Annotated in this window: 25 protein-coding genes; 12 read left to right on the top strand and 13 right to left on the bottom strand. The window is 67.6% G+C overall.

Features of this window, described 5'->3' with window-relative positions; genetic code table 11:
* Positions 1-70 precede the first annotated feature (70 nt).
* From HUW53_RS10590 to HUW53_RS10565, 5 genes are all read right to left on the bottom strand, one after another.
* Positions 71-235, bottom strand: a complete 165-nt coding sequence (locus HUW53_RS10590; RefSeq protein WP_237345727.1) for a hypothetical protein — start codon at positions 233-235, stop codon at positions 71-73.
* 196 nt (positions 236-431) lie between these two features.
* Positions 432-761, bottom strand: a complete 330-nt coding sequence (locus tag HUW53_RS10585) for a hypothetical protein (protein ID WP_237345726.1) — start codon at positions 759-761, stop codon at positions 432-434.
* Between the two features lie 761 nt (positions 762-1,522).
* On the bottom strand, positions 1,523-1,714 hold the full coding sequence (locus HUW53_RS10580) for a hypothetical protein (protein ID WP_237345725.1): 192 nt from the start codon (positions 1,712-1,714) through the stop codon (positions 1,523-1,525).
* 437 nt (positions 1,715-2,151) lie between these two features.
* Positions 2,152-2,823: a cold-shock protein gene (locus HUW53_RS21820; protein ID WP_272904193.1), complete on the bottom strand. Its 672-nt coding sequence runs from the start codon at positions 2,821-2,823 to the stop codon at positions 2,152-2,154.
* A gap of 609 nt (positions 2,824-3,432) precedes the next feature.
* The gene (locus tag HUW53_RS10565) at positions 3,433-3,582 is read right to left on the bottom strand and encodes a hypothetical protein (RefSeq protein ID WP_237345724.1); all 150 of its coding nucleotides are present in this window, start codon (positions 3,580-3,582) and stop codon (positions 3,433-3,435) included.
* A 12-nt stretch (positions 3,583-3,594) separates the two neighbouring features.
* Here HUW53_RS10565 and HUW53_RS10560 point away from each other — a divergent pair, with 12 nt between their 5' ends.
* A complete protein-coding gene (locus HUW53_RS10560) occupies positions 3,595-4,179 on the top strand; it encodes a nitroreductase family protein (protein ID WP_237345723.1) in 585 nt (194 codons plus the stop codon).
* Between the two features lie 48 nt (positions 4,180-4,227).
* On the opposite strand, the gene HUW53_RS10555 is transcribed toward HUW53_RS10560, so the two are convergent.
* Entirely contained in the window at positions 4,228-4,473 is a 246-nt protein-coding gene (locus tag HUW53_RS10555; RefSeq protein WP_237345722.1) for a hypothetical protein, read from the bottom strand.
* Positions 4,474-4,653: 180 nt separating this feature from the next.
* On the opposite strand from HUW53_RS10555, the gene HUW53_RS10550 reads away from it, so the two are divergent.
* Positions 4,654-6,264, top strand: a complete 1,611-nt coding sequence (locus tag HUW53_RS10550) for a gamma-glutamyltransferase family protein (RefSeq protein WP_237345721.1) — start codon at positions 4,654-4,656, stop codon at positions 6,262-6,264.
* 235 nt (positions 6,265-6,499) lie between these two features.
* Here HUW53_RS10550 and HUW53_RS10545 read toward each other — a convergent pair whose 3' ends face one another.
* Both HUW53_RS10545 and HUW53_RS10540 read right to left on the bottom strand, forming a co-directional pair.
* A complete protein-coding gene (locus HUW53_RS10545; RefSeq protein WP_237345720.1) occupies positions 6,500-6,682 on the bottom strand; it encodes a hypothetical protein in 183 nt (60 codons plus the stop codon).
* Positions 6,683-6,827: 145 nt separating this feature from the next.
* A complete protein-coding gene (locus HUW53_RS10540) occupies positions 6,828-7,415 on the bottom strand; it encodes a CarD family transcriptional regulator (RefSeq protein WP_237345719.1) in 588 nt (195 codons plus the stop codon).
* Between the two features lie 553 nt (positions 7,416-7,968).
* On the opposite strand from HUW53_RS10540, the gene ahcY reads away from it, so the two are divergent.
* Positions 7,969-9,366, top strand: a complete 1,398-nt coding sequence (gene ahcY / locus HUW53_RS10535) for an adenosylhomocysteinase (RefSeq protein ID WP_237345718.1) — start codon at positions 7,969-7,971, stop codon at positions 9,364-9,366.
* 69 nt (positions 9,367-9,435) lie between these two features.
* Here the strand turns inward: ahcY and rimM are convergent, their stop codons facing one another.
* A complete protein-coding gene (gene rimM / locus HUW53_RS10530) occupies positions 9,436-9,987 on the bottom strand; it encodes a ribosome maturation factor RimM (RefSeq protein ID WP_237345717.1) in 552 nt (183 codons plus the stop codon).
* A gap of 180 nt (positions 9,988-10,167) precedes the next feature.
* Between rimM and HUW53_RS10525 the strand changes: the two genes are divergently transcribed.
* The gene (locus tag HUW53_RS10525) at positions 10,168-11,619 is read left to right on the top strand and encodes an FAD-binding oxidoreductase (RefSeq protein ID WP_237345716.1); all 1,452 of its coding nucleotides are present in this window, start codon (positions 10,168-10,170) and stop codon (positions 11,617-11,619) included.
* A gap of 742 nt (positions 11,620-12,361) precedes the next feature.
* On the top strand, positions 12,362-12,652 hold the full coding sequence (locus tag HUW53_RS10520) for an acyltransferase (protein WP_237345715.1): 291 nt from the start codon (positions 12,362-12,364) through the stop codon (positions 12,650-12,652).
* A 39-nt stretch (positions 12,653-12,691) separates the two neighbouring features.
* On the opposite strand, the gene HUW53_RS10515 is transcribed toward HUW53_RS10520, so the two are convergent.
* Genes HUW53_RS10515 through HUW53_RS10505 form a run of 3 tightly spaced genes read right to left on the bottom strand, consistent with a single transcriptional unit; the run spans position 12,692 to position 16,312 of the window.
* Complete coding sequence (locus HUW53_RS10515) at positions 12,692-14,749, bottom strand: SpoIIE family protein phosphatase (protein ID WP_237345714.1); 2,058 nt, start codon at positions 14,747-14,749, stop codon at positions 12,692-12,694.
* The gene (locus tag HUW53_RS10510) at positions 14,749-15,576 is read right to left on the bottom strand and encodes a hypothetical protein (RefSeq protein WP_237345713.1); all 828 of its coding nucleotides are present in this window, start codon (positions 15,574-15,576) and stop codon (positions 14,749-14,751) included. The genes HUW53_RS10515 and HUW53_RS10510 overlap by 1 nt, the downstream gene beginning before the upstream one ends.
* Entirely contained in the window at positions 15,566-16,312 is a 747-nt protein-coding gene (locus tag HUW53_RS10505; protein ID WP_237345712.1) for a hypothetical protein, read from the bottom strand. Before HUW53_RS10505 ends, HUW53_RS10510 begins: the two co-directional genes overlap by 11 nt.
* 164 nt (positions 16,313-16,476) lie before the next feature.
* Here HUW53_RS10505 and HUW53_RS10500 point away from each other — a divergent pair, with 164 nt between their 5' ends.
* The 7 genes from HUW53_RS10500 to HUW53_RS10470 all read left to right on the top strand — a co-directional run bounded on the left by HUW53_RS10500 (position 16,477) and on the right by HUW53_RS10470 (position 23,816).
* Positions 16,477-17,154: a hypothetical protein gene (locus HUW53_RS10500; protein WP_237345711.1), complete on the top strand. Its 678-nt coding sequence runs from the start codon at positions 16,477-16,479 to the stop codon at positions 17,152-17,154.
* The gene (locus tag HUW53_RS10495; protein ID WP_237345710.1) at positions 17,151-19,136 is read left to right on the top strand and encodes an MFS transporter; all 1,986 of its coding nucleotides are present in this window, start codon (positions 17,151-17,153) and stop codon (positions 19,134-19,136) included. Before HUW53_RS10500 ends, HUW53_RS10495 begins: the two co-directional genes overlap by 4 nt.
* Positions 19,136-20,146, top strand: a complete 1,011-nt coding sequence (locus tag HUW53_RS10490; protein WP_237345709.1) for an ABC transporter substrate-binding protein — start codon at positions 19,136-19,138, stop codon at positions 20,144-20,146. Before HUW53_RS10495 ends, HUW53_RS10490 begins: the two co-directional genes overlap by 1 nt.
* Positions 20,147-20,148: 2 nt before the next feature.
* Positions 20,149-20,826, top strand: a complete 678-nt coding sequence (locus tag HUW53_RS10485) for a GNAT family N-acetyltransferase (RefSeq protein WP_237345708.1) — start codon at positions 20,149-20,151, stop codon at positions 20,824-20,826.
* Positions 20,827-21,092: 266 nt separating this feature from the next.
* Positions 21,093-21,542, top strand: coding sequence for an ATP-binding protein (locus HUW53_RS10480; RefSeq protein ID WP_237345707.1), 450 nt, complete (start codon positions 21,093-21,095; stop codon positions 21,540-21,542).
* Between the two features lie 353 nt (positions 21,543-21,895).
* Positions 21,896-23,524 (top strand): Na/Pi symporter, encoded by a 1,629-nt coding sequence (locus HUW53_RS10475; protein ID WP_237345706.1) that lies wholly within the window; start codon positions 21,896-21,898, stop codon positions 23,522-23,524.
* Positions 23,514-23,816 carry an STAS domain-containing protein gene (locus HUW53_RS10470; protein ID WP_237345705.1) on the top strand — a complete coding sequence of 101 codons (303 nt, stop codon included), beginning with the start codon at positions 23,514-23,516 and terminating at the stop codon, positions 23,814-23,816. Before HUW53_RS10475 ends, HUW53_RS10470 begins: the two co-directional genes overlap by 11 nt.
* Positions 23,817-23,831: 15 nt before the next feature.
* Here HUW53_RS10470 and epmA read toward each other — a convergent pair whose 3' ends face one another.
* On the bottom strand, positions 23,832-24,896 hold the full coding sequence (gene epmA / locus HUW53_RS10465; RefSeq protein WP_237345704.1) for an EF-P lysine aminoacylase EpmA: 1,065 nt from the start codon (positions 24,894-24,896) through the stop codon (positions 23,832-23,834).
* Positions 24,897-25,029 lie beyond the last annotated feature (133 nt).

Genomic DNA, 25,029 nt, shown 5'->3' with positions numbered 1-25,029 from the left:
TCTCCCTCGCGCACCCGCCTCAGGCCGGGGGGGGGAAGGGGGAGGCCCCGCGCGTCTTCCGGGTTCCCGCCTAGCTCTCCCCCGGCAGTTCGAGCCACTGGGCGATGGGCTTCGGCAGAAGCGAACGATTCTCCCGGTCGAAGGCGACGAGAGCGGCCTTCGTGATGATCGTTACATTGTCGGGACATGGGTCGCCATAGTTCCCGCGCGCCGCGAAGAGAAACACCGTGTCCACCTGATCGTCGTCGGCATAGTCGGCGGCCGGCAGGATGCGCCAACCACGCGGCTTGACCTGGACGTCGGCGGTGCGCCCGTCGGCATTGACCAGCGTGCATTCATATCGCGGGGTGCTGTGGGCATGGCTGCTCAGAACTCCGCGCCATCCGTGCCCTGCAGGTCGAGCGTGGCCAGATCCTTACGTTCGTGAGAGATCAAGGCCGATATGATACATGGTGGGGCAGGTCGTTCCGCAGGCACTCCACGCTTAGTCTTGAACACCCTTTCAGTATAGGTCTCGACGGAGGGGGCGCAATCTTGCGGCTCGCGCGCCGCGCGGCGCCAAAGCTCGCCTTCACGGCGCCCGGCACCTCCATGTCCGCCATTGGAGCCTCGGTGTCACCGCCGATGATATGAGCCGGTACCAAATGGAACATGTCCTGAAACATGTCCTGCAACTCGATCCAGCGGTCCGCGTTGGCGTCTCCGAGCCCAGATGACGTCCCCGCCTGTACGTCCTTCATGATGAGATGAACGGCGCTCATGCGCCTCCCGGCATCCTCCTGATGGCGCGCGAGGTAATGGTCCACGGGCTCATTTACGATTTCAGGCAGATGGGTGCTGCGCCATCCGGGGCCGAGCACCTCATAGTGGAGGCGCCGTGCCACAACTTCCCGTGGGTCGAGATCTTCGGGGCGGTGGTGAAGGCGCCGTACGGTCCAAGGGTGCTCCACCGGGGGGGGGGGCCGTGCTTCGGAAAGCTCGAGCGCGTTGCGCTACGATGCGAGAAGATCCGACGTAGCTTCGCCGCAATCGCAGCGCTCGCCTGCAACGTCATTCGCGTCAAATCCGTTCACGCCGCCCCTGGATAGTTCAAGCGCGGTGGCTTCCGGTTCGCATGACGGAAATGCAAAAGCGCCGAGCGGATGGCGTGAGGCCGCGCGAACGGAATACGCCGAAGGGCCTCGTTGGGCGGGCGTCATGGGATGCTTAGGAGGCTCAAGCGCCCGTGGTGGAGGGCGCGCGAACCGGCTGCGCGTGAAGCACATCCGGTGGCGGAGGTCGGCCTTACGCCGTTGCCGCGCGTCATGTCGCTGTCCGCGCCGGGTGCCGTTGCGCTGGCCAAAGGTATCCCGCAGGGTCGCGGGTGGCCCACTTACCCGGCAAGGTGGTTGGGAGAAAGGCGACCTCAACGGGCACGCGCGCTTGAAGCCAAAGGACGCCGCCACGTTCCGTGTCGCGCAGCCGCTTCGCGAGGCAGGGGCTCCACATTCTTGCAGTGGGAGCTCCTGCCGCGTGAAGGGGCTCAATGGTGCTCGTGTTCTTCCTGGATGAGGGCTTCCGCGGCCGCGATCGCGCCTTCGAGCTCGGAGATCTTTCGCAGCATCCCGTCCGAGGGCAGAGTCTGGCCCTTGGCGGCGGTCAGTAGAAGCTCGCGCTGGGCGGCCTTGAGACGTTCGAGGAGGCTCGCAAGATCGGCCTCTGTCGGTTGCGCCATTTTCTTCTGGTACTCCAAAGAGCTGTGCGACAGGGCGAGATTTTATGCCTGCCACCGGTTGGGCTTAGCCGCGATATCGAGGCCGCCCTGAAAGCCTGTCGGATCCGCGCCTGCTGGTGTTCATATATGACTGTGCTGACACGCTGTGGCTCCGCCGCCGTGCTCATTCTTGCGGCCCTGACGCAAAGAATGGCCCTGGAGCCCAAAAGAGGCCCTGGCGACACAGTCGTCGGTCGTACCGATGTCGACCCGCTCCTCAGCCGTGCCGTCGGGAAAGGCTGGGGTTGCAATGCGTTGCGCCGCTCGTCATACGCTGCACATTTCGTCCACGACGAGATGCGATCCGGCATAAAACGGATGGAGCAAGCAACCAACGTCCTTTAACACGCCTGCGCGCACCATCGCTACCGATGGCGCGCGCAAAGCTGTGTTTCAGATCAGTCGGCCAGTTCGATGCCGCGGGCTTCCGGGCCCTTCGGACCCTGGCCCACCTGCACCACCACCCGCTGGCCTTCGGCCAGATCGGTGAGGCCGGAGCGGGAGATGACCGTGACATGGACGAACACGTCCTTGCCGCCGCCTTCCACCGCGATGAAGCCAAACCCCTTGTCGGGGTTATACCACTTCACGGTGCCCACGCGCTCCTCGGTGGGGCCGGTGGCGGCACGGGGGCCACCGCCACCCATGCGCGGACCCGCGCTCGGGCCGGCACCGGGGCCGGCACCGAAGCTGCGCCGGGGCGGCGCCGCTTCAGCGGTCGAGGTGTCGACTTCGAGCACCTCGGTCACCTGGCGGCCCTTCTGGCCCTGGCCCACGCGGACGGACAGCTTGGAGCCGGGAGGCACGCTTTCCTGGCCCGCCGCCTCAAGGGCACGGGCATGCAGGAACACGTCGCCCGATCCGTCGGACAGCTCCACGAAGCCAAACCCCTTTTCCGGGTTGAACCACTTCACGGTGGCGTCGATGGGCGGGCCGGACGGAGCGGGGGCGCTGAAGCTGCTCGGCGATGAAAACGGACGGTCCCCTCCGAAGCCGCGATCACGCGGCGGCGCAAAGTCGTCGTCAAAGCCACGGCGGCGCGGCTCTCGGAAGTCTCGGTTACGGCTCATGTGTATTTCCGTTGAGGTCAGTCGCCAATTTGGGCTTAGGGCCATCCACCACTGCTGAATTAAAACGCGTCTATTGTGCAGATTAACTTGCACGTCTTGGGCGATTTGACCTCCGCCTTCGCACGACGCTCAACCCAGCCACCCGCTTCTTGCCTCGTAGCCTAATGGACAAGGCCGGAAATTCGCACCCAAACAACTCTGTTGTGGACGTTCCTGCCGGCCAGTCGGGAGACTAACACACATTTGGTTCCATTTGGTACATGAATGTTGAAGTCCTGCACGGCTGATTGCAACTGCGCTGTGGCTCTTCCACGACCCATGGTTTTTGCGCCGGCAACGGACGTTTGTGCCCTCCATGGTCCCCCGACGGCGGGACCATGGAGGGTTCGGCCGTGACGCCGCATCCGAAAGGAGAAGCGCTGCAACGATAAGCGTTTAGTTTGCCGGAGCCGGATCGGCGTCCGGGCGCGCGCGCGGTTCTGTGCGCTCCACCTGTGGTGGAAGCAGGCGCGGCGAGGATCCGAATGGGGGGCGAAGGAGGGCGCGGGGCGCAGCGGTGACCGGCGTGGCGAGCGCCTAAATCCAGGCGGCGGGGCCGGCGCGGGGCCGTCAGTTCGTCGTCTTCACGAAAAGTTGATAGCGATCGGCAGCGGCTTCCGGCGAGATGTCTTGGCCGCGCGGCGCGCCCAGAATGGATGAGGCTTCGTTATGATCGAGGGGCAACAACCCCATGTTCACGGTGCCGGGAAGGCGCGCCATGACGGCACGCCCTTGCCCACCCGCCTGCAGCCGGAAGCGCTGGGATTGCTGGAGCACCGGCGTTCGCTGCCGCTGCGCGCGCTGGTGGAGCCCGGTCCGGACGCCGCGACGCTCGACCGCCTGCTGGCTATCGCCGCGCGGGTGCCCGATCACGGCAGGCTCGTGCCGTGGCGTTTCATCGTGCTGGAGGGGCCGGCGCGCGGCGTGGCGGGCGATCGGCTCGATGCGCTTTATGCCCGCCGGATGCCGGATCTGCCGGGGGAAAAGGCGCACATGTGGCGCGATTACCTGCTGCGCGCGCCGGTGACCGTGGTTCTGGTGAGTCGGCCCGACCCGGCGGCGAAGATCCCGGTGTTCAACCAGACTCTATCGGCGGGGGCAGTGGGCATGAATCTGATGCTGGCGGCCGAGGCGCTGGGCTTTTCCGCGCTGTGGCTGTTGAAATGGCCCGGCCGGGATTCGGAGGCTGCCGCCTTGATCGGCGTAGGCGAAGGGGAGGCCGTGGCCGGCTTTTTCCACATCGGTCGGCCGGCGGAGCGCGTTACGGATCGTCCGCGGCCCGCGCTTGACCAGATCGTCACGCGATTCGCCCCTTGATGCGATGGCGGCCGCTGCTGGCCGCCATGGTCGAGCCGGCGCTGAGACTCAGTGCCGGAGCGGCTCCGCCCGCGAGGCCATGCGGAGATAGGCGAAGGAGGCGTAGATGCCGACAAGGCTGAACAGGGCCATCAGACCGTATTCGCCCATGTCGCCCAGATTGAGCAGGCCGGCGAGCGCCCAGCCGGCGGCCACCGCGGTGGCGATGGCCTGGGTGGCGATGAGGACGGCGGCGCTCGCCACCGTCAGCACGTTGCTCCAGTTCACCGTGCCGGGAACCGCTGGCCGTGTCATCCGTCCTCTCCTCATCACCCCCGAAGCATCTGGGGCATCGCGTTCCGCGTCCAAATAGCGAAGACGTGTTCCCTTCGCCTGAAAACGCTCTATTTGGGGACGGACCTTGGCCCGCCCGCCGGGCAGGGTCAAGAGTGCCGTCGCCTTTGCGCGTGTCTGCCCCTGTCCGGAGTTGTCGCCATGCTGCCCGCCAGCGCCCATGAAAGTGTCCATGCCCGCCGCGGCATCGTCGCAGCGCCCCACGCCTTGGCGGTGGAGGCCGGTCAGCAGGTTTTGGCCGAAGGCGGCAATGCCATCGAGGCCGCCGTGGCGGCGGCGGCGACCGTCGCGGTGGTGTATCCGCACATGAACCATCTGGGCGGCGACGGCTTCTGGCTGGTGCGCGAGCCCTCCGGACGGGTCCGCTACCTGGAGGCGTGCGGCTTCGCGGGCCGCGATGCCTCCATTGCCCATTACCGCGATCTTGGGTGGGAAGAGGCCATTCCCGCGCGCGGTCCGCTGGCGGCGCTGACGGTGCCGGGGGCCGTGGGCGGCTGGCATCTGGCCCTGGATGCGGCGCGCGCCCATGGGGGGCGGATGGACCTGCCGCGCCTGCTGGAAGCGGCCATTCGTTATGCCCGCCAGGGAAGCGCCGTGACGGGCTCTCAGGCGCGTCTCACCGCCGAGAAGGCCGGCGAGCTGAAGGATGTGCCGGGCTTCGCGCAGGTCTTCCTGCCGGGCGGACGGCCGCCGTTGGAAGGGGCGTTACTGCGCCAAGAGCGTCTCGCGGATACCCTGGAGCATCTCGCCCGCGCCGGGCTCGATGATTTCTATCGCGGCGACGTGGGGCGCGAGATGGCGGCGGACCTGGAGCGCATCGGGAGTCCGGTGCGGCGGGCGGATCTCGTCGCCTTCACCGCGCGCGAGCGGGCGCCGTTGAAGGTGAGCCTGCCCCAGGGCGCGGTCTTCAATGCGCCGCCCCCCACTCAGGGCCTGGCCTCCCTGATGATTCTCGGCCTGTTCGCCCGTCTCAAATGCGAGGCGGCGGAGAGTTTCAGCCACATCCATGGCCTGGTGGAAGCCACTAAGCAGGCGTTCCTGGTGCGTGACAAGGTGGTGTGTGATCCCGAGCGGGTCACGACGGACCTTGAGCGGTTGCTGTCGGCCGGGGACCTTGATGCCCGCGCGGGTCGGATCAATCCCACCCGCGCGCTGCCCTGGCCGCAGCCGGCCCAGGCCGGGGACACCATCTGGCTGGGGGCGGCGGATGCCTCGGGGCTGGTGGTGTCCTACATCCAGTCCATTTTCTTCGAGTTTGGGTCCGGTTGCGTGCTGCCGTCCACGGGCGTGCTGATGCAGAACCGGGGATGCAGTTTCTCCCTCGATCCGAAGGCGCTCAATGCTCTCGCGCCGGGCCGGCGGCCGTTCCACACCCTCAATCCGGCCTTGGCGGTGCTGAGGGATGGGCGGGTGATGGGCTACGGCACCATGGGCGGGGAGGGCCAGCCCCAGACCCAGGCCGCGGTGTTCACGCGTCATGCGCTGTTCGGGGTTCCGCTCGGCGAGGCGATCGCCCGGCCGCGGTGGCTGCTGGGGCGCACCTGGGGGGCGACGGAAACGCGGCTGCGCCTCGAATCCCGGTTTGAAGAAGGCCTGGTGGAGCGTTTGGCGGGGGCGGGCCACGACCTGTGCGTGCTGCCCGAGGCGTATTCCGACACCATGGGCCATGCGGGGGCGGTGGTTCTGCACCCCCGTGGCGGGGTCGAGGGGGCCCATGATCCGCGTGCGGACGGCGGCGCGGCTGGGGTGTGAGCGCAATGCCGGTTGCGTTCGCCCCTTAATCCCTTCGCCCCTTAATCCTTCGGCCCCTGCCGCGCAGGCCACGGGCAACCCGCGCGGCATTGGGCGCCGTTTCTCGCTAGAGTTTCGAGAGGCGGGGCCAGACGAAAAGCCGCTATGCCGTATGTTTCCGGTGCCGCGTGGCCGGGTTGCGGGAGCGCGGGCGATGCGCCGGGCTGGGCCCGGCGCATCACCTCGTGGTGAGGGCTCAGCGCTGACCGTGGCGCGCGTCGTCCTTCGCGGGCGGAGTGTGCTGGCCCTCCTGCTGTGGCTGTCCGCCCTTCTGGCCGGGCATCTGGGCCTGCTGCTGCTGCCGCGAGGCGCCGGGCTTCGGCGCCTTCTGGTCGGGGGTGGCCGGCGCGGGACGCTGTTCCTGATCGCGCATGGTCATGGTCGGTTCTCCACCTTGCAGCCCCACACTCAAACGTTCCACCGCGGCGGCGGTTCCCGGAGCGCTGCCCGGTCACGCGGGCGAAAAGCAAAAGGCCCGGCGATGCCGGGCCTTGCAGATCGGGGTGGAAAGTGCCGGGAAGCGTTCAGGCGGCTTCTTCCGCGTCCAGCTCGGTGTCCAGCTCGGCTTCCTCGGCGGCCTTGGCGACGCCCCGGCGCGGACCCTTCAGCAGGTTCTGCTCGATGAGCTTCACCGACTCGGTCTCGGTGATGTTCTGCACCGCGGACAGCTCGCGGGCCATCCGGTCGAGGGCGGCCTCATAGAGCTGGCGCTCGGAATAGGATTGCTCGGGCTGGGTCTCGGAACGGTAGAGATCGCGGACCACCTCGGAAATGGCGACGAGATCCCCGGAATTGATCTTGGCTTCGTATTCCTGGGCGCGACGGCTCCACATGGTGCGCTTGATGCGGGCGCGGCCCTGGAGGGTCTCGAGCGACTTCTCGACGATGCAGGTCTCGGAGAGCTTGCGCATGCCGACGGCTGCGATCTTGGGTACGGGGACCCGCAGCGTCATCTTGTCTTTTTCGAAGGAGATAACGAACAATTCGAGCTTGAAACCGGCGACTTCCTGTTCCTCAATGGCCATGATCTGGCCGACGCCATGCGACGGGTAGACAATGTGCTCACCCGTCTTGAAGCCGAGACGGGTCTGCGCGTTCTTCTTGGTCGACATGCTCTTGACCACTCCCGATCCGGCCCGGAGGCCGAATCTGTTGGCGCGCGGTACGGCCCGGTCCGGTCACCGGGGCGTGGCGCACCTTGCGCTGTGGACATGGGTCGCGGCCGGACGCCCGACGACCCGCTCTGCCAGCCGAAGGCCATATCAAGCTGCCGCGTCACGCCATTTACTGGCTGACACGCTCATCTCACCTCGGTTCTCCAGAGGCTCTGTGATCCCGAAAGCCTGTGTGCCGAAAGGGGATGTCCCGAGACTGCGCGAAGGTATACGCGGCTGCAGCATTGGTGGAAGCAATCGACTGTAAAGTGCCTTATATCACAATTTTTGTAAGAATCAAAGCACGCCTGTCGCCATTCCGACCAGCCTGCGTTGTGCGGTGCTGCGTAAGAGAGGGGTCGCCGCCCTGGGATGTCAGTGATATAAACATTTCTTTATATCTTGATTGCTGCCGTTGCCTCTCCGTGCTAATGCCCGCCTGCCGAGCCTGATGCCGCGCCCTGTGCGGCGCGCCCCGTTCGGTGCGGCCGATTTCTCGCGGAGTTTAGTCATGAGCAACGATTACGTGGTGAAAGACATCAACCTTGCCGACTGGGGCCGCAAGGAACTGGACATCGCCGAAATCGAGATGCCAGGCCTCATGGCCACCCGCGCCGAATACGGTCCCTCGCAGCCCCTGAAGGGCGCGCGGATCGCCGGCTCGCTGCACATGACCATCCAGACCGGCGTCCTCATCGAGACGCTGAAGGCGCTGGGCGCGGATGTCCGTTGGGCGTCGTGCAATATCTATTCCACCCAGGACCATGCCGCCGCCGCCATTGCCGCCGCCGGCACCCCGGTGTTTGCCGTCAAGGGCGAGACCCTGGAAGAGTACTGGGAATACACCCACCGCATCTTCGAGTGGGGCGACGGCGGCACCCCCAACATGATCCTGGACGACGGCGGCGACGCTACCCTGCTCGTCCACCTCGGCAAGCGCGCGGAGGGGGGCGATACGGCCTTCCTCGACGGCGCCACCAATGAGGAAGAGGAAGTGCTGTTCGCGGCCATCAAGCGCCGCCTGAAGCACAAGCACGGCTGGTACACCCAGCTTGCCACCAACATCCGCGGCGTGACTGAAGAGACCACCACGGGCGTGCATCGTCTTTACGAGATGCAGAAGAAGGGCACCTTGCTGTGGCCCGCCATCAACGTGAACGACAGCGTCACCAAGTCCAAGTTCGACAATCTCTACGGCTGCCGTGAATCCCTGGTGGACGGCATTCGCCGCGGCACTGACGTGATGATGGCCGGCAAGGTGGCCATGGTTGCCGGCTTCGGCGACGTGGGCAAGGGCTCGGCGGCCTCGCTGCGCAATGCCGGCTGCCGCGTCATGGTGTCGGAAGTGGATCCCATCTGCGCGCTGCAGGCGGCCATGGAAGGCTATGAGGTCACCACCATGGAGGATGCCGCGCCGCGCGCCGACATCTTCGTGACCTGCACCGGCAATGTGGATGTCATCACGGTGGACCACATGCGCGCCATGAAGGATCGCGCCATCGTCTGCAACATCGGCCACTTCGACAGCGAAATCCAGGTGGCGGCGCTGAAGAACTTCAAGTGGCACAATGTGAAGCCGCAGGTGGACGAGGTGGAGTTCCCCACCGGCCGCCGCATCATCCTGCTCTCCGAGGGGCGGCTCGTGAACCTCGGCAACGCCACCGGCCACCCGAGCTTCGTGATGAGCGCCTCCTTCACCAACCAGACGCTGGCGCAGATCGAGCTGTTCACCAAGCCTGGCGCCTATGAGAAGAAGGTCTATACCCTGCCCAAGCACCTCGACGAGAAGGTGGCCTCGCTCCATCTGGAGAAGATCGGCGTGAAGCTGACCACGCTCTCCGACCAGCAGGCGGCCTATATCGGCGTGTCGCAGACCGGCCCCTTCAAGACCGAACAGTATCGCTACTGATCCGTTCGGAACCCAACGCATGCGAACGCCGGCCTTCAGGCCGGCGTTCTCGTTTCGGGCGCGTGCCTCTCAGCCGGCGGTGTCCTCGCCGGGCTCGGGCCGCTCGGTGCCGGCGTCGATGAAATCGGCGGCCAGCACCACCCGCCCGCCGGCCACGTCCACCACCGGCACGGCGATGCGGGTGAAGGGCACCATCAGCGTGCGCCCGCGCCCGTCCCCTTCGGGCGCATATTCCAGGACGTCGCCGGCGCCGAAATCGTGCAGGGCGGTCACGGTGCCGATGGCGGTTCCCGCCTCGTTCTCCACCCGCAGGCCCAGAAGGTCGGCCTGGTAGAAGGTGTCGTCGTCCCCGGTGTCCGGCAAGGCGTCGCGCGGCACATAGAGGTCGATGTTGGTGAGGGCCTCGGCCGCGGTGCGGTCGTCCACCCCGGCGAGGCGGGCCACGAAATGGTCCTTGCCCGGCCGCAGGGCGGTGATGGCGAAGCTGCGGCGACCATCGGCATCGGTCAGCGGAGTGTAATCGCGCACCGTTTCGGGGTCCTCGGCGAAGATGAACAGCCGCACCTCGCCCCTCACGCCATGGGGAGCGCCGATGCGGGCGACGAGGATGCGGTCGGTCACGGGGATCTCCGGGGATAATGAAGCCGGCGCCTGTTCTTCCCCAAGACGGTGGAAAATGAAAGGCCGAAGGCGCGGGCGCGATGGCCGGATGGGATCGTGCACGCGCCCTCGGCCGGCAGGTTGTTCGCCGCGTCATTCTCCGCCCTTGCGGAGCCGGAAGGGCTCGGGCACTTTGCGGCCATGTCTACCGCTGCCCCAGCTCCCCTTCTGTTCGATGCCGGCCGCCTGCAGGCCCTGCTCGAGCGCATCGCCGCGCGCATCGGCGCACGCAACGTGGTCACCGATCCGGCGGAGCTTGCGCCCCATCTGGAAGAAGGCCGCGGCCTCTACCATGGCGCGACCCCGGCTTTGCTGAAGCCGGCTGACACCGCCGAGGTCGCCTTCATCGTGGCCGAGTGCGCGGCCGCGGGGGTCGCGCTCGTGCCCCAGGGCGGCAATACCGGGCTGGTGGGCGGTCAGGTGCCGTTCGGCGCATTGCTGATCGGCCTCTCGCGCATGAACCGCATCCGTAGCCTCGACGCCACCGACCTCACCGTGGTGGCCGAGGGGGGCTGCACGCTGCATCAGGTGCAGCAGGCGGCGGCGGAGAAGGGGTGTCTGTTTCCCCTTTCCATCGCATCGGAGGGCACCTGCCAGATCGGCGGCAACCTCTCCACCAATGCCGGCGGCACCGCCGTGCTGCGCTACGGCAACATGCGCGAGCTGGCCCTTGGCCTGGAGGTGGTGCTGCCCGACGGGCGCATCTGGAACGGGTTGTCGCGCCTGCGCAAGGACAATACGGGCTATGACCTGAAGGACCTGTTCATTGGCGCCGAGGGCACGCTGGGCATCATCACGGCGGCATCACTGCGGCTGTTCCCGGCGCCGCGCCAGCGCACCACCACCTTCGTCGGGCTGGCCGATCCCCAAGCCGCCTTGGCCCTGCTCAACCGCCTGCGCAACGTGGCGGGCGACGCCCTGACCGGCTTTGAATTCCTGCCGGATTTCGGGCTGGAGACGGTGCTGAAGCATGTGCCCGGCACCACCCGCCCGTTCACCGGCGCCCACGCCTTCTATGTGCTGGCGGAACTCACATCCACCCGCCGCGACGACGATCTCGCCGCTTTGGCGGAAGGGGTTCTGGCCGAGGCATTCGAGGCGGGCGAGGTCGAGGATGCGGTGATCGCCTGCAGCGAGGCCCAGTCCCAGGCCCTGTGGAAGCTGCGCGAATCCCTGTCGGAAGCGCAGAAGTTCGAGGGTGGCTCCATCAAGCACGACGTCTCGGTGCCGGTGTCGCTGGTGCCGCGCTTCATCGAGGAGGCAAGCCGCCTGTGCGTGGCGCACATGCCGGGCCTGCGCCCTTGTCCGTTCGGCCACATGGGCGACGGCAACATCCATTTCAACCTCAGCCAGCCCTTGGGCATGGACAAGCAGGCCTATCTGGAGACCTGGGAAGAGTTCAACCGCATCGTCCACGACCTGGTCGCGACCATGGGCGGCTCCATCTCGGCCGAGCACGGCATCGGCATTCTGAAGCGGGACGAGCTGCCGCTCTACAAGGATCCGGTCGCCATCGCGCTGATGGCAACTCTGAAGAAGGCGCTGGACCCGGCCGACATCTTGAACCCGGGAAAGGTCGTGCCGCCGGTTTGAGGCGTCGGCGCGCCGGGTGCGGTCTTGCGGGTGGCCGTGAGGCGATGGCGTGTACGCTGTCGCCCACGGTGGAGGGGCGGCGTCATAATGGGCGTGAAATGGCGTCGCTGTCGGTCTCTATCCGCACGCGCGCGCGTGATCCGCTCCCCGTGCCAGCATCCACGCAACTTCTTGACGCGAGCCTGAATCCGCTTCGCTTGAAAATGCTCTAGCATGAAGGTGGACGGCATGCTCGTCGCATGGAGGCGGTCTCCCCTCCGGTGCGGGTGCTTGAAAGAACTTGGACTTCATCTGAAGGTGTGCCGCGCAATAGAGGGGCGATATGTCGATTGCTCAGACTTTACGTATCAACCGGCGGCGCGGCGAAGTGGCGCTGGATCTGCCGGAGTATATGAAGGAATATCGGGTTTCAGAGAGCTCTGTCGACCCCGTCTTGCTCTCTCAATTTAGATCCATGCAATGCTCTGGGGGCGAAACGAGAGTTGTTCTTGGGCGGAATGTTAATGCCAAAGGAGCAAATGTCAGCGTAAAGGGGTCGGATAATAACATTATTATAGGGTCAGATACGATAATTCGTGGTAAAATTACGATAGTAGGAAGCTATATAAATATAATAATTTGCGCTCACACGACATTCAATAACGTCGAAATTCTCTGTCGGGGAGTGAAGCATGGAGTTTATATCGGCAGGGACTGCATGTTTTCCACTCATATCGAGATTCGGACATCGGATTCCCATTCTTTGATCGATCTCGATACGATGAGGCGAACAAATCCACCTGACGGAGTTTATATCGGAGACCATGTCTGGGTGTCGAAGCACGCGGCGATCATGAAGGGGGCCGCCATCGGCGACGATAACGTGGTCGGCTACGGCGCGCTCGTGAACGGCAATATGGACATGTCGAATGCAATGCTCGTGGGCGCGCCGGCAAAGCCCATTCCGGGTCGCAGGGTGACATGGTCGCGCCTCAGCAATGTCAAGAAAGCCGATGACACCGTTTTCGAGTGGAAGAATTATCCGCAGTTGTAAGCGCAATGGCGCCGATGGGTGTTAGCGGCGGGCAGGTGCTCAGCCGATGCGCTTGGGGTTTTTGTCGCCGAAATAGCGGAGCGTCAGGCAGGTGATATCGTCGGCCTGCGGTGCGCCCCGCTCGAAGATGTGGACCGAGGCGAGGACCCGCTCGGACAGCTCCGGCACCGACCAATCGCTGGCGCCGGTGGCCAAGAGGGTTTCCAGGCGGCGCTCCCCATAGGCGTTCTCGTCCACGTCGAAGGCTTCGGTCACGCCGTCCGTGTACAGGAACAGCGTGTCGCCCGGCGTGAGGTCGAAGCTGCTTTCCATGTAGACGAAGCCCTCCATCACGGCGACCGCCATGCCCTTGGTGCTGGGCACCGTGCTCACCTCGCCGTCGCGGCGGATGCGGTAGGGCAGGTTGTGCCCGGCGTTCACATAGGTCACCCGTCCGGTGTCGAGGTCCAGCACGCCATAGACCAGGGTGACGAACAGCATCTGTTCGTTTTCCACCGCCAGCAGATCGTTGAGCCGCCGCACGCAGCCGGACGGAGACCGTTCGAACAAGGCGGTGGAGCGCAGCAGGGTGCGCGAGATGGCCATGAACAGGGCCGCCGGCACGCCCTTTCCCGAAACGTCGGCGACCACGAAGCCGAGCGTGCGCTCGTCCACCATGAAATAGTCGTAGAAGTCGCCGCCCACCTCGCGGGCGGGCGTCATCTGGCCGTGCACCGCCACGCGGGAATCGGGCGGGAATTCCTTGGGCAGGATGGCGAGCTGCACCTGCCGGGCGATCTCCAGCTCCTGCTGAAGGCCGGCGAGCTTGGTCTTGGTGACGAGGGCCTCGCGCAGCTCCACCACCATGGACGACAGGCGGGTGTGCTGCTCCACGATGCGCCGTGAGAGGTCATGCAGCACCCGCGCCACGCGCTTCAGCTCGTCGTCCTGTTCCAGGCGCGCGCTGTTGGCGAGCAGGGCGAGCACCTCCTCGCGGTCGGTGGGGTCGATGGAATCGGCCAGCGCCTTCAATTCACTGGAGATCACCACGCCTTGGCGGCGACGAATGCGCTCGCGCTGGCGCCGACTCTCGGCCAGGGCCTGCACGTTGCCACGCAGAGCCACCACGGCCGAGGCGATGCGTCCGATCTCGTCGGCGGCTCCGGTGTGTTCCACCGTCACCGAGGTGTCGCCGCGCGAGAGCGCCTGGAGCACGTCAATGGCCTCCTCCAGCGTGCGAAACGAGTACCAGAGGAACACATTGAGGCCGATCACGCCCAGCACCACGATGAGGATGGCACCGGCGATGGCGGCCTTGCGGATGAAGCTGGAGGCCTGGAGCGTCTCGGTGGTGTCGCTGAGACTGACCAGGGCACCGATGCTGCCGCCGCCGATACCTTCCACCGGAATGGAGGTGACGTTGTAGCTGTGGCCGTCGAGGGCGATCCGCGCGGCCTCGGCGCGGCGGGGGGTGATATCGAGCTTCGCCCGGTCCCACAGCCGCATGTCGGTGCTCGCCGCAACGCGCCCGCGCAAGGTGACGAGGGTGGTCGAGGCGCCGATGCCGCGGGCGAACCGGTCCAGGCCGATGCTGGCATCCCGCCCGAGCACGATGACCGCTGTGCCCTTGCCGGGCAGCACCACGGTGCGGGTGGCGAGCACGATGATGCGGTCCGCCGCGACCTGCCGCAGGCCGCTGATCGGCTCGCCCTTCAGCGCGTGGTCGAGGCTGCCGGCGTCGAGGATCGAGCGGTTGTGGCTGGTGCCGCCGGCGCTGAACACCAGCTCCCGGTCGGCGCCCACCACCTCGAACGCGGTGTCGGCGTCGTTGACGTCGACACCGGCTTCCTTGAGCGCGGCGGCGATGCCGGGTCGGTCGGAAAAGCCGAGCGCGATGCGGAAGGCGGTGGATCCGTCCACCCGTTCAAGGATCCGGGAGAGGTTCGAGGTCTGAAAGGCCACGATTTCCCGCCACAGCACGCTCTGGCCGGCGATGGCCACTTCCCCCTCGCGGGTGTCCGCCACGCGGTCGCGCAATGTGGTGGCGCCCCAGATGCCGAGCATCAGGACGATGAAACCAAGAGCAACGATGAGGGTGATGCGGGTGCGCAGCAGCATCAGGCGCCCCGTGCCGTGTGAGGGGGCTCATGCGGATCCTGTGGGCGGCCGAGCACCTCCCGGCGCAGCCGCTCCACATCGGGCCGCACGCTGCCGTCGAAGTCCACCTCCAGCAACTCCTCCGCATAGGCGTCGAACACCGCGCGCCGCTCGCGAACATGCCGGTTGCCGTGGGCGAGCGCGCGAAAGGCCCGTCCCACCGCGCCATGGGCCCGGCCCGCGCGTCCGTTGCCGGCGTCCGGCTCGAAATCGCCATCGGCGGTCCGACGCAGCGCGGCGGTGAGGCGCGCCGTGCTGCGATCCAGGGCGAGGCCGACGGTCAGCCCCGCAGCCAGCGCGGCGAAGGCGGCGAAGATGACCACCGCCACCGCCGCCTTCACGCCCACCGCCGCGAATGCGCTGGACAATGCCGCCGGGTTGGTGGCGACCTCCACGGAGGCCACGGTGATGCCGTTCACCACCACGGCCGCGCTGGCGGAATCGATGCCCGGACCGTCCCCGGTCGCGCTGCGGATTTCCCGCCCATCCGGTCCGCGCAGGATGATCTGGGCGATGCCGGGGGTTCCGGCGAGGGTTGCGGTCAGGTGGGCCTCGACCCCCGGCAGGAGCTTCAGGGGAATGCCGAAGCGCCCCGCCTTCTCGAACTGCTGCGCAAGCATCTGCGCCACCGAGGTGCCGATCACTAGGGCGTCGCGGCGGGCGCCGTCCTCGACCCGGGCGCGGTAGCTGGTGGACAGGACCGCAGCACTGATCCCGCCCACCAGGAGGCTGACCACGAAGGCCGCGAGGCCGGTGACGAGGCGCCCCCGCCCGGGATCAGTTCGCATCGTCGAGCGCTCCGAGCTGGCTGAGGCCGCGATCCACCCGCGCCTCCGCTTCGATCCAGCTATGCCGCGCCTCCTGGGCGATCTGCGGCAGGGGGCCCTCGGCCGCGGGGCCGAGCGCTTCGGCCGACAGGACGCGGGCGACCTGATCGAAGGGGCGTGACATCAAATAGGCGAAGGCGCTGGCCGCAAGGCCCGCGGTCACGCCGCCGCCGGCGATGAGGGCGAGGGCGATGCCCAGAAGATTCAGTCCGAGTGATTCGGCGCGGGCGACGCGGGCCCGGTCGGATGTGGTCACCGAAATGCCGCCGGCGAGGCCGAGGTCGTTCTCGAAATGGGTGCCGAACACCGTGTCGCCCCGCTCGGTCATCTGCCAGATGCCGGCATTGGCCGAGCGTTCGACCCACACGGAGGGAACGGCTTCGCCGATCAGGCTGCGATCGGTGGAATAGATGGTGCGGCCGGTGGCGTTGAAGATGTCGATGGCGAGCACGGCGGAATCCCCGGCCTTCTCACGCTCGATTCGCTCCTGGAGTGGCGAGATCTGATCGAGCGTGAGGCCGATGGAGAGATTAGCCTCAGTGGCGGTGCGCAGCGTGTTGAGTAGATTGGCCACCCGCGCCCGCTCGATCTCGACGTTGACGCGCTCGCTTGCGGTGAAGCAGATCAAGGCGACCGCCACCATCGTAGCGATCACCGCAGAGATCACGACCAATGCCAGCCGGCTCACGAACGTCATGGATTATACTTTGCTCGATCGACGGCCGGGACGTTAAACGTCCGGGCGCGGTCAAACCAGAAAAAAACCGCGCACGCTTCAAAAAAACCTGCAATCTCAGGATGCTTTTCATCTTCATGCGAGCCTGACATGGTTCCGCGCGCTCCCGTTGGAGGACCTCCCGCATGACGCGCACAGCGCTGTGGCTTATCGGCGTGTTCGCGTTGATCGCGGCCGCGTGCGTCGCCTTCGGGGCCTATTTCTCCTCGGTTACGCTGGTGAATGCATATCGCTCCGCGGTGGAATCGCGATTCGCCGTCACCGCCGAGCGGCTGGCCGGCGTGGTGGAGCGCGCGGCCTCTCTCGGCATCGCCCTGCCGGCCCAGGCTACCCTTGCGGGCGTGCTGGAGCGGGAGGCACGCATCGAGCCCTCGCTGCGGTCCATCGATCTCGTCGACGAGCGCGGGGTGGTGGTGTTTTCGAGTGATGCCGGCCGCATCGGCGCGTCGTTCGAGCGGGCGCCCGCCAGCACCGTGCGTCGCACCGCGCGCAACGACCTCGACGCGCCCATCGGACAGGTGGTGATGCGGTATGATCCGCAGGTGCTCGACGCCGGCGGCGCGGCGCTGCGCGCGGATCTGTGGCAGGTCACCTGGCCGGCGCTTATCGGGGCCTGCTGCGCCACCATCGTGGTGGGCCTTCTGCTTGCCATGTCGCTGCGGCGGGCGGCGCGGCGGGCCGCCGATCCCGCCCATTGGCCGGTCGCCGCGCGTTCGGCGCTGGCGGAAGCGGACGCCGCCCACGCTTTTCTCGACGATGGTACGACGGACGGCGGCGGCACCGCGCGGAAGGACGGGCGATGATCGGGCTCAGGGCAGGCATCACCGTCGCCATCGCGCTCATCCTGTGCGCGGCGCTCGCGCTCATCGCCTGGGGCGCGCACCGGGCGGCGGAGCGCACCATCGTGCCGGCGATTCTCGAGAAGGCTGAGAGCGTGGGCCGTTCCGCCGCGGCCCTGGTGGAGCGGGCGGATGCGGCCGGCATCCCGCTCGACCGTCTGGTGGGGGTGCGGAGCTATTTCGACGAACTGCGGGCGGCCAACGCCGAATTTGCCCAGATCGACCTGACGCTTGCCGGTGGCGGCGGGGTCCGGTCGGGTATCGCGGCGGACGATGACGCGCCGACCGTGGTGCGGGTGCCGGTGATGCGGGACGGCCGCGGGTTGGGCGAGATCGCGATCACCATCGATCCTTCGGTGGTGTGGGCCCAGGTGGCGGCGGTTCTGGTGGATGTGGCCTTCATCGGCGTGGTGGCCCTGCTGGTGGCTCTGGAGCTGGTGGCGCTGGTGGTGGGCACGCGGGGCATCGCGGCGATGACTGCGGTGGAACAGCGCGTGCGCGGCCTGGCGCGCGGCCTCCTTTCCCAATGGAGCAGTTGCACGGGCACCGGCGCGGAGCGGTTGCTCGCGCCGGTCGATGCGCAGGTGGCGCGGTTGGGCGCCCGCCACGCGGCGGCGTGCGCCGCGGCTCGCGCTCGGGGCGACCATGCGCTGGTGACGCGTCTTGAGATGCTGGCCGCGCGCACCGGCATCGGCGATGTCACGCCCGGCGAGAGCGCGCTCGCGGGGGCGATCCGTCCGGCGCTGTTCCTGTTCATGCTGGCCGAGGAATTGACGCGCCCGTTTCTGCCGCGCCTGGCCCAATCGCTGGCGCCGGCGGGCGGGGGGATCGGTCCCGACACGGCGGCGAGCCTGCCCATCGTCGCCTTCATGGCGGTGGTGGCCCTGTGCCAGATTCCGTTCGCGGGGCTCTCGGAGCGCCTCGGGCGGCGGCACGGCTTCGTGCTCGGCGCGCTGCTGGCGGCGGCGGGCTATGCTTTGTCGGCGCTGAGCCAGCATTATCTTTTGTTCCTGGGCGCCCGCGTGGTGTCGGGCATCGGCTATGCGCTGGTGTTCGTCTCGGCTCAGGGCCATGTGGTGGACCACTCGCACGGTGGCGGACGCAGCGCGGCCCTGGCGGTGTTCGTCCGGGCGATCATGGTGGCCTGCCTGTGCGGGCCGCCCATCGGCGGTGTCATCGCCGATCGGCTGGGGCCGTCGGCGGCGCTCGGGGCGTCGGCGGTGCTGGCAGTGGTGTCGCTCGGGGTGGCGCTGATGGTGGTGCCGCGGGCGCCGCGTCGCGCGGCCCATGTCGCGGTGGGGGTGGGGGACCTGCTCCAGGCGACGCGGGCGCCGCGCCTGATGGCGTTGCTGCTGGGCTGCGCCTTTCCGGCCAAGCTGCTGTTCGCGGCGCTCTGCCTGCTGCTGGTGCCGCTGGAGCTGCAGCACCAGGGCTATTCGGCCGCGGCTATCGGCCGTTTCCAGATGATCTATCCGCTGCTGATGGTGCTGGCGGTGCCCCTGTTCGCGGCGCTGGCGGACCGCCTGCAGGCCCGCGCGGCGTTTGTGGTGGCGGGCGGGCTGGTCTGCGGTCTCGGCGCGCTGGCGGTGCCGCTCTATCCGTCGGTGGCGCTGATCGTGTTCGCCCTGGCGATGCTGGGCCTCGGGCAGGCACTGTCGATCGCCTCGCAATCGGCGCTGGTGGCGGACATGGCGGCGCTTCCGGGCTTCAGCTCCGCCGGGGTGCTCGGCCTGTTCCGGCTGGTGGAGCGGTCCGGCAATGCCGCCGGGCCGGCGGCGGCGGGCATTCTGCTGGCGGCGGTGGGTTTTTCGGTTACAACCGCGGCCATGGGCGTGGTGGTTGTGGCGGGAGCGGTGGCTTTTGCGCTATCCGGACACCGACTTTCCGCGCCGTCTGGTTCACGCCGCGCCACGCGCGCGGCCTCCTCCGAAGGGAGTCCCGTGTGATGGACCGTCGTACGCTTCTTTCCCTCGGGCTCGGAGCCGGAGCCGCAGGCCTGCTCGGGCGCGCGGCGCGCGCCGAGGATCCCGCCCGCCCGTTCCGTGTCCTGATGCTCACCTTCCGCGGCGACACCGACGTGGAACGCGGTTTCCGCGACTATTTCGCCGCCAACGAGATCAACGTCGAGTTCCTGACCCGGGACGTGGAGCGCGATGCCGCGCGGGTGAAGCCCATCCTTGAGGAGGCGCTGCCCAGCTTCAAGCCGGACCTCATCTATACCTACGGCACACCCAACACACTGGCGGTGGTGGGGCCCTATGATGCGCCGCCCGATGCGCCCTTCGTGCGGGACATTCCGGTGGTGTTCGCCCTGGTGGCGGCGCCGGTGCAGGTGAAGATCGCGCCATCGCTGGCCTCATCCGGGCGCAACGTCACCGGTGCCGTGCATGTGGTGCCCACCGACGTGCAGATGCGGGCCATGCAGAGTTATCGCCCGTTCCAGAAGGTGGGGGTGATCTATTCGCCCAATGAAAGCAATTCGCTCGCCATCATCGACGAGATGCGCGCCTTCTGCCAGGGCATCGGGGTCGAGGTGCTGGCCCAGCCGCTGGCCATGCAGGGCACCCGCGCCGTCGGCGACGGGGTGGAAGGCTTCGTGCGCGACCTGAAGGAGAAGGGCGCGGACTGGCTCTATCTGCCGGCCGACACCTTCCTCGCCTCCATCTTCAACCGGGTGGGGCCGACCGCCCTTCAGGTGAAGCTGCCCACCTTCGGGGCCACCGAGTTCTTCCTGCGGGAGGGGCTGGGGCTGGTGGGGCTGGTCAGCCGCTATTACTCGGTCGGCCAGCTCGCCGCCTCCAAGGCGGTCGAGATCCTGGTGGAACATCAGCCGCCCAAGACCATTCCCATCGAGACCCTCAAGCGTTTCGCGCTCATCATCAACATGACGGTGGCGCGGCAGCTGGGCGTTTATCCGCCCATCGCGATGCTCAACTATGCGGAAGTGATCACCTGACCATGGCACTCAGCGCCGCCCATAGGGCCAGCCAGATCCGCACCCGAGAGCTCGGGCCGGATGATCTCGATGCAGTGGAAGCGCTGCACCGCCTCGCCATCGGCCCGGTGGCGAGGCCCGAAGTGGTGAAGCCCGAAAACCGCGCTTATTTTCAGAGCGTTCTGGCCGGGCGGGGGCGCTCGGTGGGGGTGTTCGATGGCGAGAGCCTCGTCGCCTATGGCATCTTACAGCACGATCACACGCCCGAGGACGGGCCGCATCGCCTGCTGAAGCTGCCCGCGGAGACCGCCGTGGGGCGCCTGGCGGGGGCGTCGGTGCATCCCGACTACCGTGGCCTAGGTCTGCAACGCGTGGTGATCGCGGAGCGGGTGGCCCTCGCGCCTCAGCACATGGTGCTGTTCTCCACCGCCGCGCCGGTGAATGCGCCGAGCTGGTCGAATCTCCTGTCGGGTGGATTTCCCATCGTCGGTATCGAGTTCTTCTTCGGCGGCTATGCCCGTTATGTGATGCTGCGCGACGGCTCGACCTACGATCCCGAGGCCGGGGTGGTGGTGGATCCGCGCGACGTGGCCCGCCAGCAGGCCCTGTTCGCCCAGGGCTGGCGCGGCTATGCGCGCACCCGCCTGAAGGGGGGCGAGCCCGGCGTGGTCTTCGCCCCCGCGCTGTTCGCGCGCGGCTGAACGGCCGGGCTGAAGAAGGCGCGGTAAAGCAAGACCCTAGGGCATTTTTGCGATTCAACGCGGCCAGGAAATGCTCTAGATTGACCTTTGAGGGGCGGCGCTACGCCAAGTCATGGCGCGCGTCCAAGCGGGGTGGCCCCAGTCCGAAAGTGCCTCGGAAATGAAGATCGAGACCTTGTCGTCGGCATCGGATACTGCGCCAGATACCGCGCGCCTGGGGCGGGCACAGCGTGCCTGTCGCGGCGCGACCACCTAGCGCCGTGCCCATGATGACGCCCCCCGCCGCCGGTACCCTGATTTCTGCGCTGCGGGTTGGCGCGGACATCGAGTCGATCTCCCAGGTGACATCCTGGCTCGCCGATCTCGCCGAGCGGGAGGAGTGGCCCATGGCCATGCGCTTCGGGCTGGAGCTCAGCGTCGAGGAGGCGCTGACCAATGTCATTTCCTATGGTTTCGACGGCATCGCGCATGACCCGGTGATTCGCCTTGAGGTGCACCGCATGGCGGAAGGGCGGGTGGCGGTGGAGCTGATCGACAACGGCGCGGCTTTCGATCCCACCACCCTTGCGGAGCCGGAGGCGGTGGACACCATCGACGCGGCCAAGGTGGGCGGCCACGGCGTACAATTGATGCGGCATTTCCTGGAAAGCCTCACCTACCGCCGGCAGGGGGAGGAGAACCACCTGACCATGGTCGCCGTGCCCCGGAGCCGCTAGACGCCGCCGGTGGCCGGCGCTCGGCCCGCTCGTCATGGGGCGCTCGACGATGTCCGGTCTCGGGAGGTTTCGTTCTGAGCGGAGATCACGGCGCTGTCGCATCGCATGCGGCGTTGTTACTGCATGGCGCAGGGGGCGGTTTTGCGCGCCGGAGGGGTCACTTCGGCCGTCGCATCACTGACATATGACAGTGCTACGAAGCGCGCCTTCCCATTCCCGGCGCCGCATCGCGCGCCCCGCTCCGAGCGGGTGCTCGCGCCGGCGGGGGTGCCGTCGTGTCCGGGCTGCCGGATGGCCGGTCGCATCCCCGCGCGGGCGCTCTTACAGGGGCCGAGGGTGCCGATGACGCGGTCATGACGATCCTGGCGGAAATCCTGGCGGGACTTGGCCTGCTGTTCGTCGGCCTCAAGCTGTTGTCGTCCCACCTGCAGCAGGCCACCGGCCGGGGGGTGCGGCGGCTGTTGCGGGGGGCGACCCGCTCGCCTTTGACCGGTCTCCTGTCGGGGAGCCTCGCCGGCGCGGCCACCCAATCCAGCAATGCGGTGGCGGTCATCTGCGGCAATCTGGTGCGCGGCGGCGTGCTGAGCGTTCGGGATGCGATCCCGGTGGTGGCGGGCGGCAATGTAGGCACAGCCGCCCTGGTGTTCGTGGCTGCTGTCGATTTCCGCCTCGTGATTTTGTACCTGCTGGCGCTGGTGGGGTTCGGCATTCAGCTCCGGCTGGATCGGCGGCCGGCTTGGCGGGAGTGGATGGGGGTGGGCCTGGGCCTGGCGTTGGCGCTGCTGGGCCTCGATTTCATCAAGCAGGGGCCGCGCGCGATCGATCCGGCGGTGCTGGCGAGCCTGTTTGATGGCGGGCTGACGCCGCTGCTGGGGTTTGCCGCGGGTCTGGCGGCGGCGGCGCTCAGCCAGTCGTCTTCAACACCCACCATTCTTGTGCTCGCGCTGCTTCAGTCCGCGGTGATGGGGCTCGATGACGCGTTCTTCGTGGTGCTCGGGGCAAATCTCGGCTCCGGGCTCGCGACGCTGGTCGCCGCAGGGGGGCTGAAGGGCACCGGGCGACAGCTCTGCTATGTTCACATTCTCGTGAAGGGCGTCGGCTGCACCCTGGTGTTCGCGGTGTGGCTGGCGGCGGGGTGGATGGGAGCGGATCCGGCGCGGGAGCTGGCCGGGCTGGGCGGCGGGCAGGCCGCGCTGTCGCTCTCGCTGCTGTTCCTGGCGCTGCAACTGGCGGGCGCCGTGCCGGTCGCCTTCGGCCGGTCGCTGACGGAGGCCATTGCCCTGCGCCTCAGCCCGCCCACCCTGGAGGATGGCGCTTCCCAGCCGCGCTACATTCACGACCGGGCGGTGGACGCGCCGGCCACCGCCCTCGACCTTTCGGACAAGGAAATCCGCAGGCTGGTGCAGCTCTTGCCCACGCTCTTGCCGGACCTCGACGTCACCGAGGGCGCTGGGGCCAGCGAGCGGCTGGCGCTCTGGCGCGGCGCGGCGGCCATCGCGCGCACGACGGAAGGCTTCCTGACCGAGCTCATCGGCCGCGCGCCGGAGCGGGAGAGCCTCGACATCGCCCTGGAGCAGCAGGGGTGGCTGGAGATGATCTGCCTGTTGCAGGACACGCTGCACGATTTCGCCGAGGTGGTGGAAAGCTACGACGTGCCGCCGCAGCTCGCGTTCAACCTGTCCGAATCGCTGCGGGTGATCGTGCTGTCGCTGGCGGATGCGGAGAGCGCCGACGACTATGATGTGATCGCCGCCCTCACCGCAGACCGCAGCGAACTGCTCAACCGCATCCGCCGCAGCCTGGTGGGGTCGTCCATCGGCAGCGGCGAGGATGCGCGCCGGCTGCTGCTCGCCACCAGCCTCTTCGAGCGCGCCATGTGGCTGATTCGCCGGACCGCGGTGGCGTTGCGCCCCGCCGCGAATGGCGATAAGCCGGAAGATCAAGAAACATCCGTGGAGCGCAATGACGTCCATGCACATTGAGCGTGAACAGGCGAACGGCGAAGTGGTGCTGAAGGTGGCCGGGCGGCTCGACACGCCCCATGCCAAGCCGTTTGAGACCAGCCTGATGGATGTGGTCTCGATGACCGACGGGTCGATCGTCATCAATCTCGCCGGGGTGGACTATGTCTCCTCCTCGGGCCTGCGCGCCCTGCTGGTGGCCGGCAAGGCCATGCGCAATTCCAAGCGCCGGCTGTCGCTGATGTCGCTGCAGCCGCAGATCCGCGAGGTGTTCGACATCTCCGGATTCTCGACCCTGTTCGAGATCTCCTGATCGCGGCGCCGTGGGTCAGGCGGACGCCACCGGCGCCCACAGCACATCCTCGATGCGCCGGGCGCCGGACGCCAGCATGACCAGACGGTCGAAACCCATGGCGCAGCCCACCGCCTCGGGCATGTGCGCGAGCGCGGCGAGGAAATCCTCGTCCAGAGGATAGCACTCGCCATAGAGGCGGTCTTTCATCTCCATCTCGTGGGTAAAGCGCCGCCGTTGCTCGTCCGCATCGGTGAGCTCGCCGAAGGCATTGGCCAGCTCCAGCCCGCAGGCGTAGAGCTCGAACCGCTCCGCGAAACGCGGGTCTTCCGGCTTGGGGCGAGCGAGGGCGGCCTCGCTCAGCGGGTAGTCGCACAGGAGCGTGGGGCGGTCCATGCCGAGATGGGGCTCGACCCGTTCCACCAGCACCTTCGAGAAGATATCGGCCCAGCCATCGTCGTCGGCCACCCGGATGCCGGCGGCGCGGGCTGCCGCCGCCAGTGGCGCCGGGTCCGCCGCGCCGCCGGGCGCGGGCAAAGTGGATGGCAGGTCGATGCCGGCATGGCGCGCGAAGGCCGCGGTGAGGGTGAGGCGTTCCGGCGCCGCGAACGGGTCGCAGGTGGCGCCGCGATAGGAAAAGCCGGACTGCCCGCCGGTGCGGGCCGCGAGCTGAAGCAGCGCGGCGCAATCGTCCATGAGCCCGGCATAGGGCGCTTGCGCCCGGTACCATTCCAGCATGGTGAACTCGGGATGGTGCGCCATGCCCCGCTCCCGGTTGCGGAACACCCGCGCCAGCTCGAAAATCCGCGGCTCGCCGGCCGCCAGCAGCTTCTTGGCGGTGAATTCGGGCGAGGTGCGCAGGTGGAGCGTGTGCCGGGTGCCGTCGGGCGCGATGAGATCGGTGGCGAAGGCGTGCAGGTGGGCCTCGTTGCCGGGGGAGACCTGGAGGATGGGCGTCTCCACCTCCAGGAAGTCCCGCGCCAGGAACCAGGCCCGCACCGCCGCCGTGATCCGGCTGCGCGCCAGGAGGAAGGGGCGGCGATCGGCGTGGACGTCCCGGTCCCACCAGGGGCTTTGGCCGGAACCAGATACCAATTTCACGGGGAAACGTCCTTCACAAGCCGGTTTGGGGGCGCGAAACGCCGCCGCGAGGGTGGCGCGGGGCGCGAAGATAGGTATGGTGCGCGCCGATGAAGATCAGCGGCGTGGCGCCGCCAAAAGTTCAAGGAAGACG

Origin of the sequence: Xanthobacter agilis, assembly GCF_021730435.1 — a bacterium.
Lineage (GTDB): Bacteria > Pseudomonadota > Alphaproteobacteria > Rhizobiales > Xanthobacteraceae > Xanthobacter > Xanthobacter agilis.
The sequence above is the reverse complement of the archived record's forward strand: the minus strand, read 5'-3'. Positions and strand labels throughout refer to the sequence as shown.

Coding starts and splice junctions, on each gene's coding strand:
- HUW53_RS10545 (WP_237345720.1), bottom strand. CDS start 6,682: ATGACCATGCGCGATCAGGAACAGCGTCCCGCGCCGGCCACCCCCGAC.
- HUW53_RS10540 (WP_237345719.1), bottom strand. CDS start 7,415: ATGTCGACCAAGAAGAACGCGCAGACCCGTCTCGGCTTCAAGACGGGT.
- HUW53_RS10475 (WP_237345706.1), top strand. CDS start 21,896: ATGACGATCCTGGCGGAAATCCTGGCGGGACTTGGCCTGCTGTTCGTC.
- HUW53_RS10470 (WP_237345705.1), top strand. CDS start 23,514: ATGCACATTGAGCGTGAACAGGCGAACGGCGAAGTGGTGCTGAAGGTG.
- HUW53_RS10510 (WP_237345713.1), bottom strand. CDS start 15,576: ATGCGAACTGATCCCGGGCGGGGGCGCCTCGTCACCGGCCTCGCGGCC.
- HUW53_RS10485 (WP_237345708.1), top strand. CDS start 20,149: ATGGCACTCAGCGCCGCCCATAGGGCCAGCCAGATCCGCACCCGAGAG.
- ahcY (WP_237345718.1), top strand. CDS start 7,969: ATGAGCAACGATTACGTGGTGAAAGACATCAACCTTGCCGACTGGGGC.
- HUW53_RS10495 (WP_237345710.1), top strand. CDS start 17,151: ATGATCGGGCTCAGGGCAGGCATCACCGTCGCCATCGCGCTCATCCTG.
- HUW53_RS10550 (WP_237345721.1), top strand. CDS start 4,654: ATGCTGCCCGCCAGCGCCCATGAAAGTGTCCATGCCCGCCGCGGCATC.
- HUW53_RS10555 (WP_237345722.1), bottom strand. CDS start 4,473: ATGACACGGCCAGCGGTTCCCGGCACGGTGAACTGGAGCAACGTGCTG.
- HUW53_RS10500 (WP_237345711.1), top strand. CDS start 16,477: ATGACGCGCACAGCGCTGTGGCTTATCGGCGTGTTCGCGTTGATCGCG.
- HUW53_RS10565 (WP_237345724.1), bottom strand. CDS start 3,582: ATGGCGCGCCTTCCCGGCACCGTGAACATGGGGTTGTTGCCCCTCGAT.
- HUW53_RS10480 (WP_237345707.1), top strand. CDS start 21,093: ATGATGACGCCCCCCGCCGCCGGTACCCTGATTTCTGCGCTGCGGGTT.
- HUW53_RS10490 (WP_237345709.1), top strand. CDS start 19,136: ATGGACCGTCGTACGCTTCTTTCCCTCGGGCTCGGAGCCGGAGCCGCA.
- HUW53_RS10525 (WP_237345716.1), top strand. CDS start 10,168: ATGTCTACCGCTGCCCCAGCTCCCCTTCTGTTCGATGCCGGCCGCCTG.
- HUW53_RS10580 (WP_237345725.1), bottom strand. CDS start 1,714: ATGGCGCAACCGACAGAGGCCGATCTTGCGAGCCTCCTCGAACGTCTC.
- HUW53_RS10515 (WP_237345714.1), bottom strand. CDS start 14,749: ATGCTGCTGCGCACCCGCATCACCCTCATCGTTGCTCTTGGTTTCATC.
- HUW53_RS21820 (WP_272904193.1), bottom strand. CDS start 2,823: ATGAGCCGTAACCGAGACTTCCGAGAGCCGCGCCGCCGTGGCTTTGAC.
- HUW53_RS10505 (WP_237345712.1), bottom strand. CDS start 16,312: ATGACGTTCGTGAGCCGGCTGGCATTGGTCGTGATCTCTGCGGTGATC.
- HUW53_RS10585 (WP_237345726.1), bottom strand. CDS start 761: ATGAGCGCCGTTCATCTCATCATGAAGGACGTACAGGCGGGGACGTCA.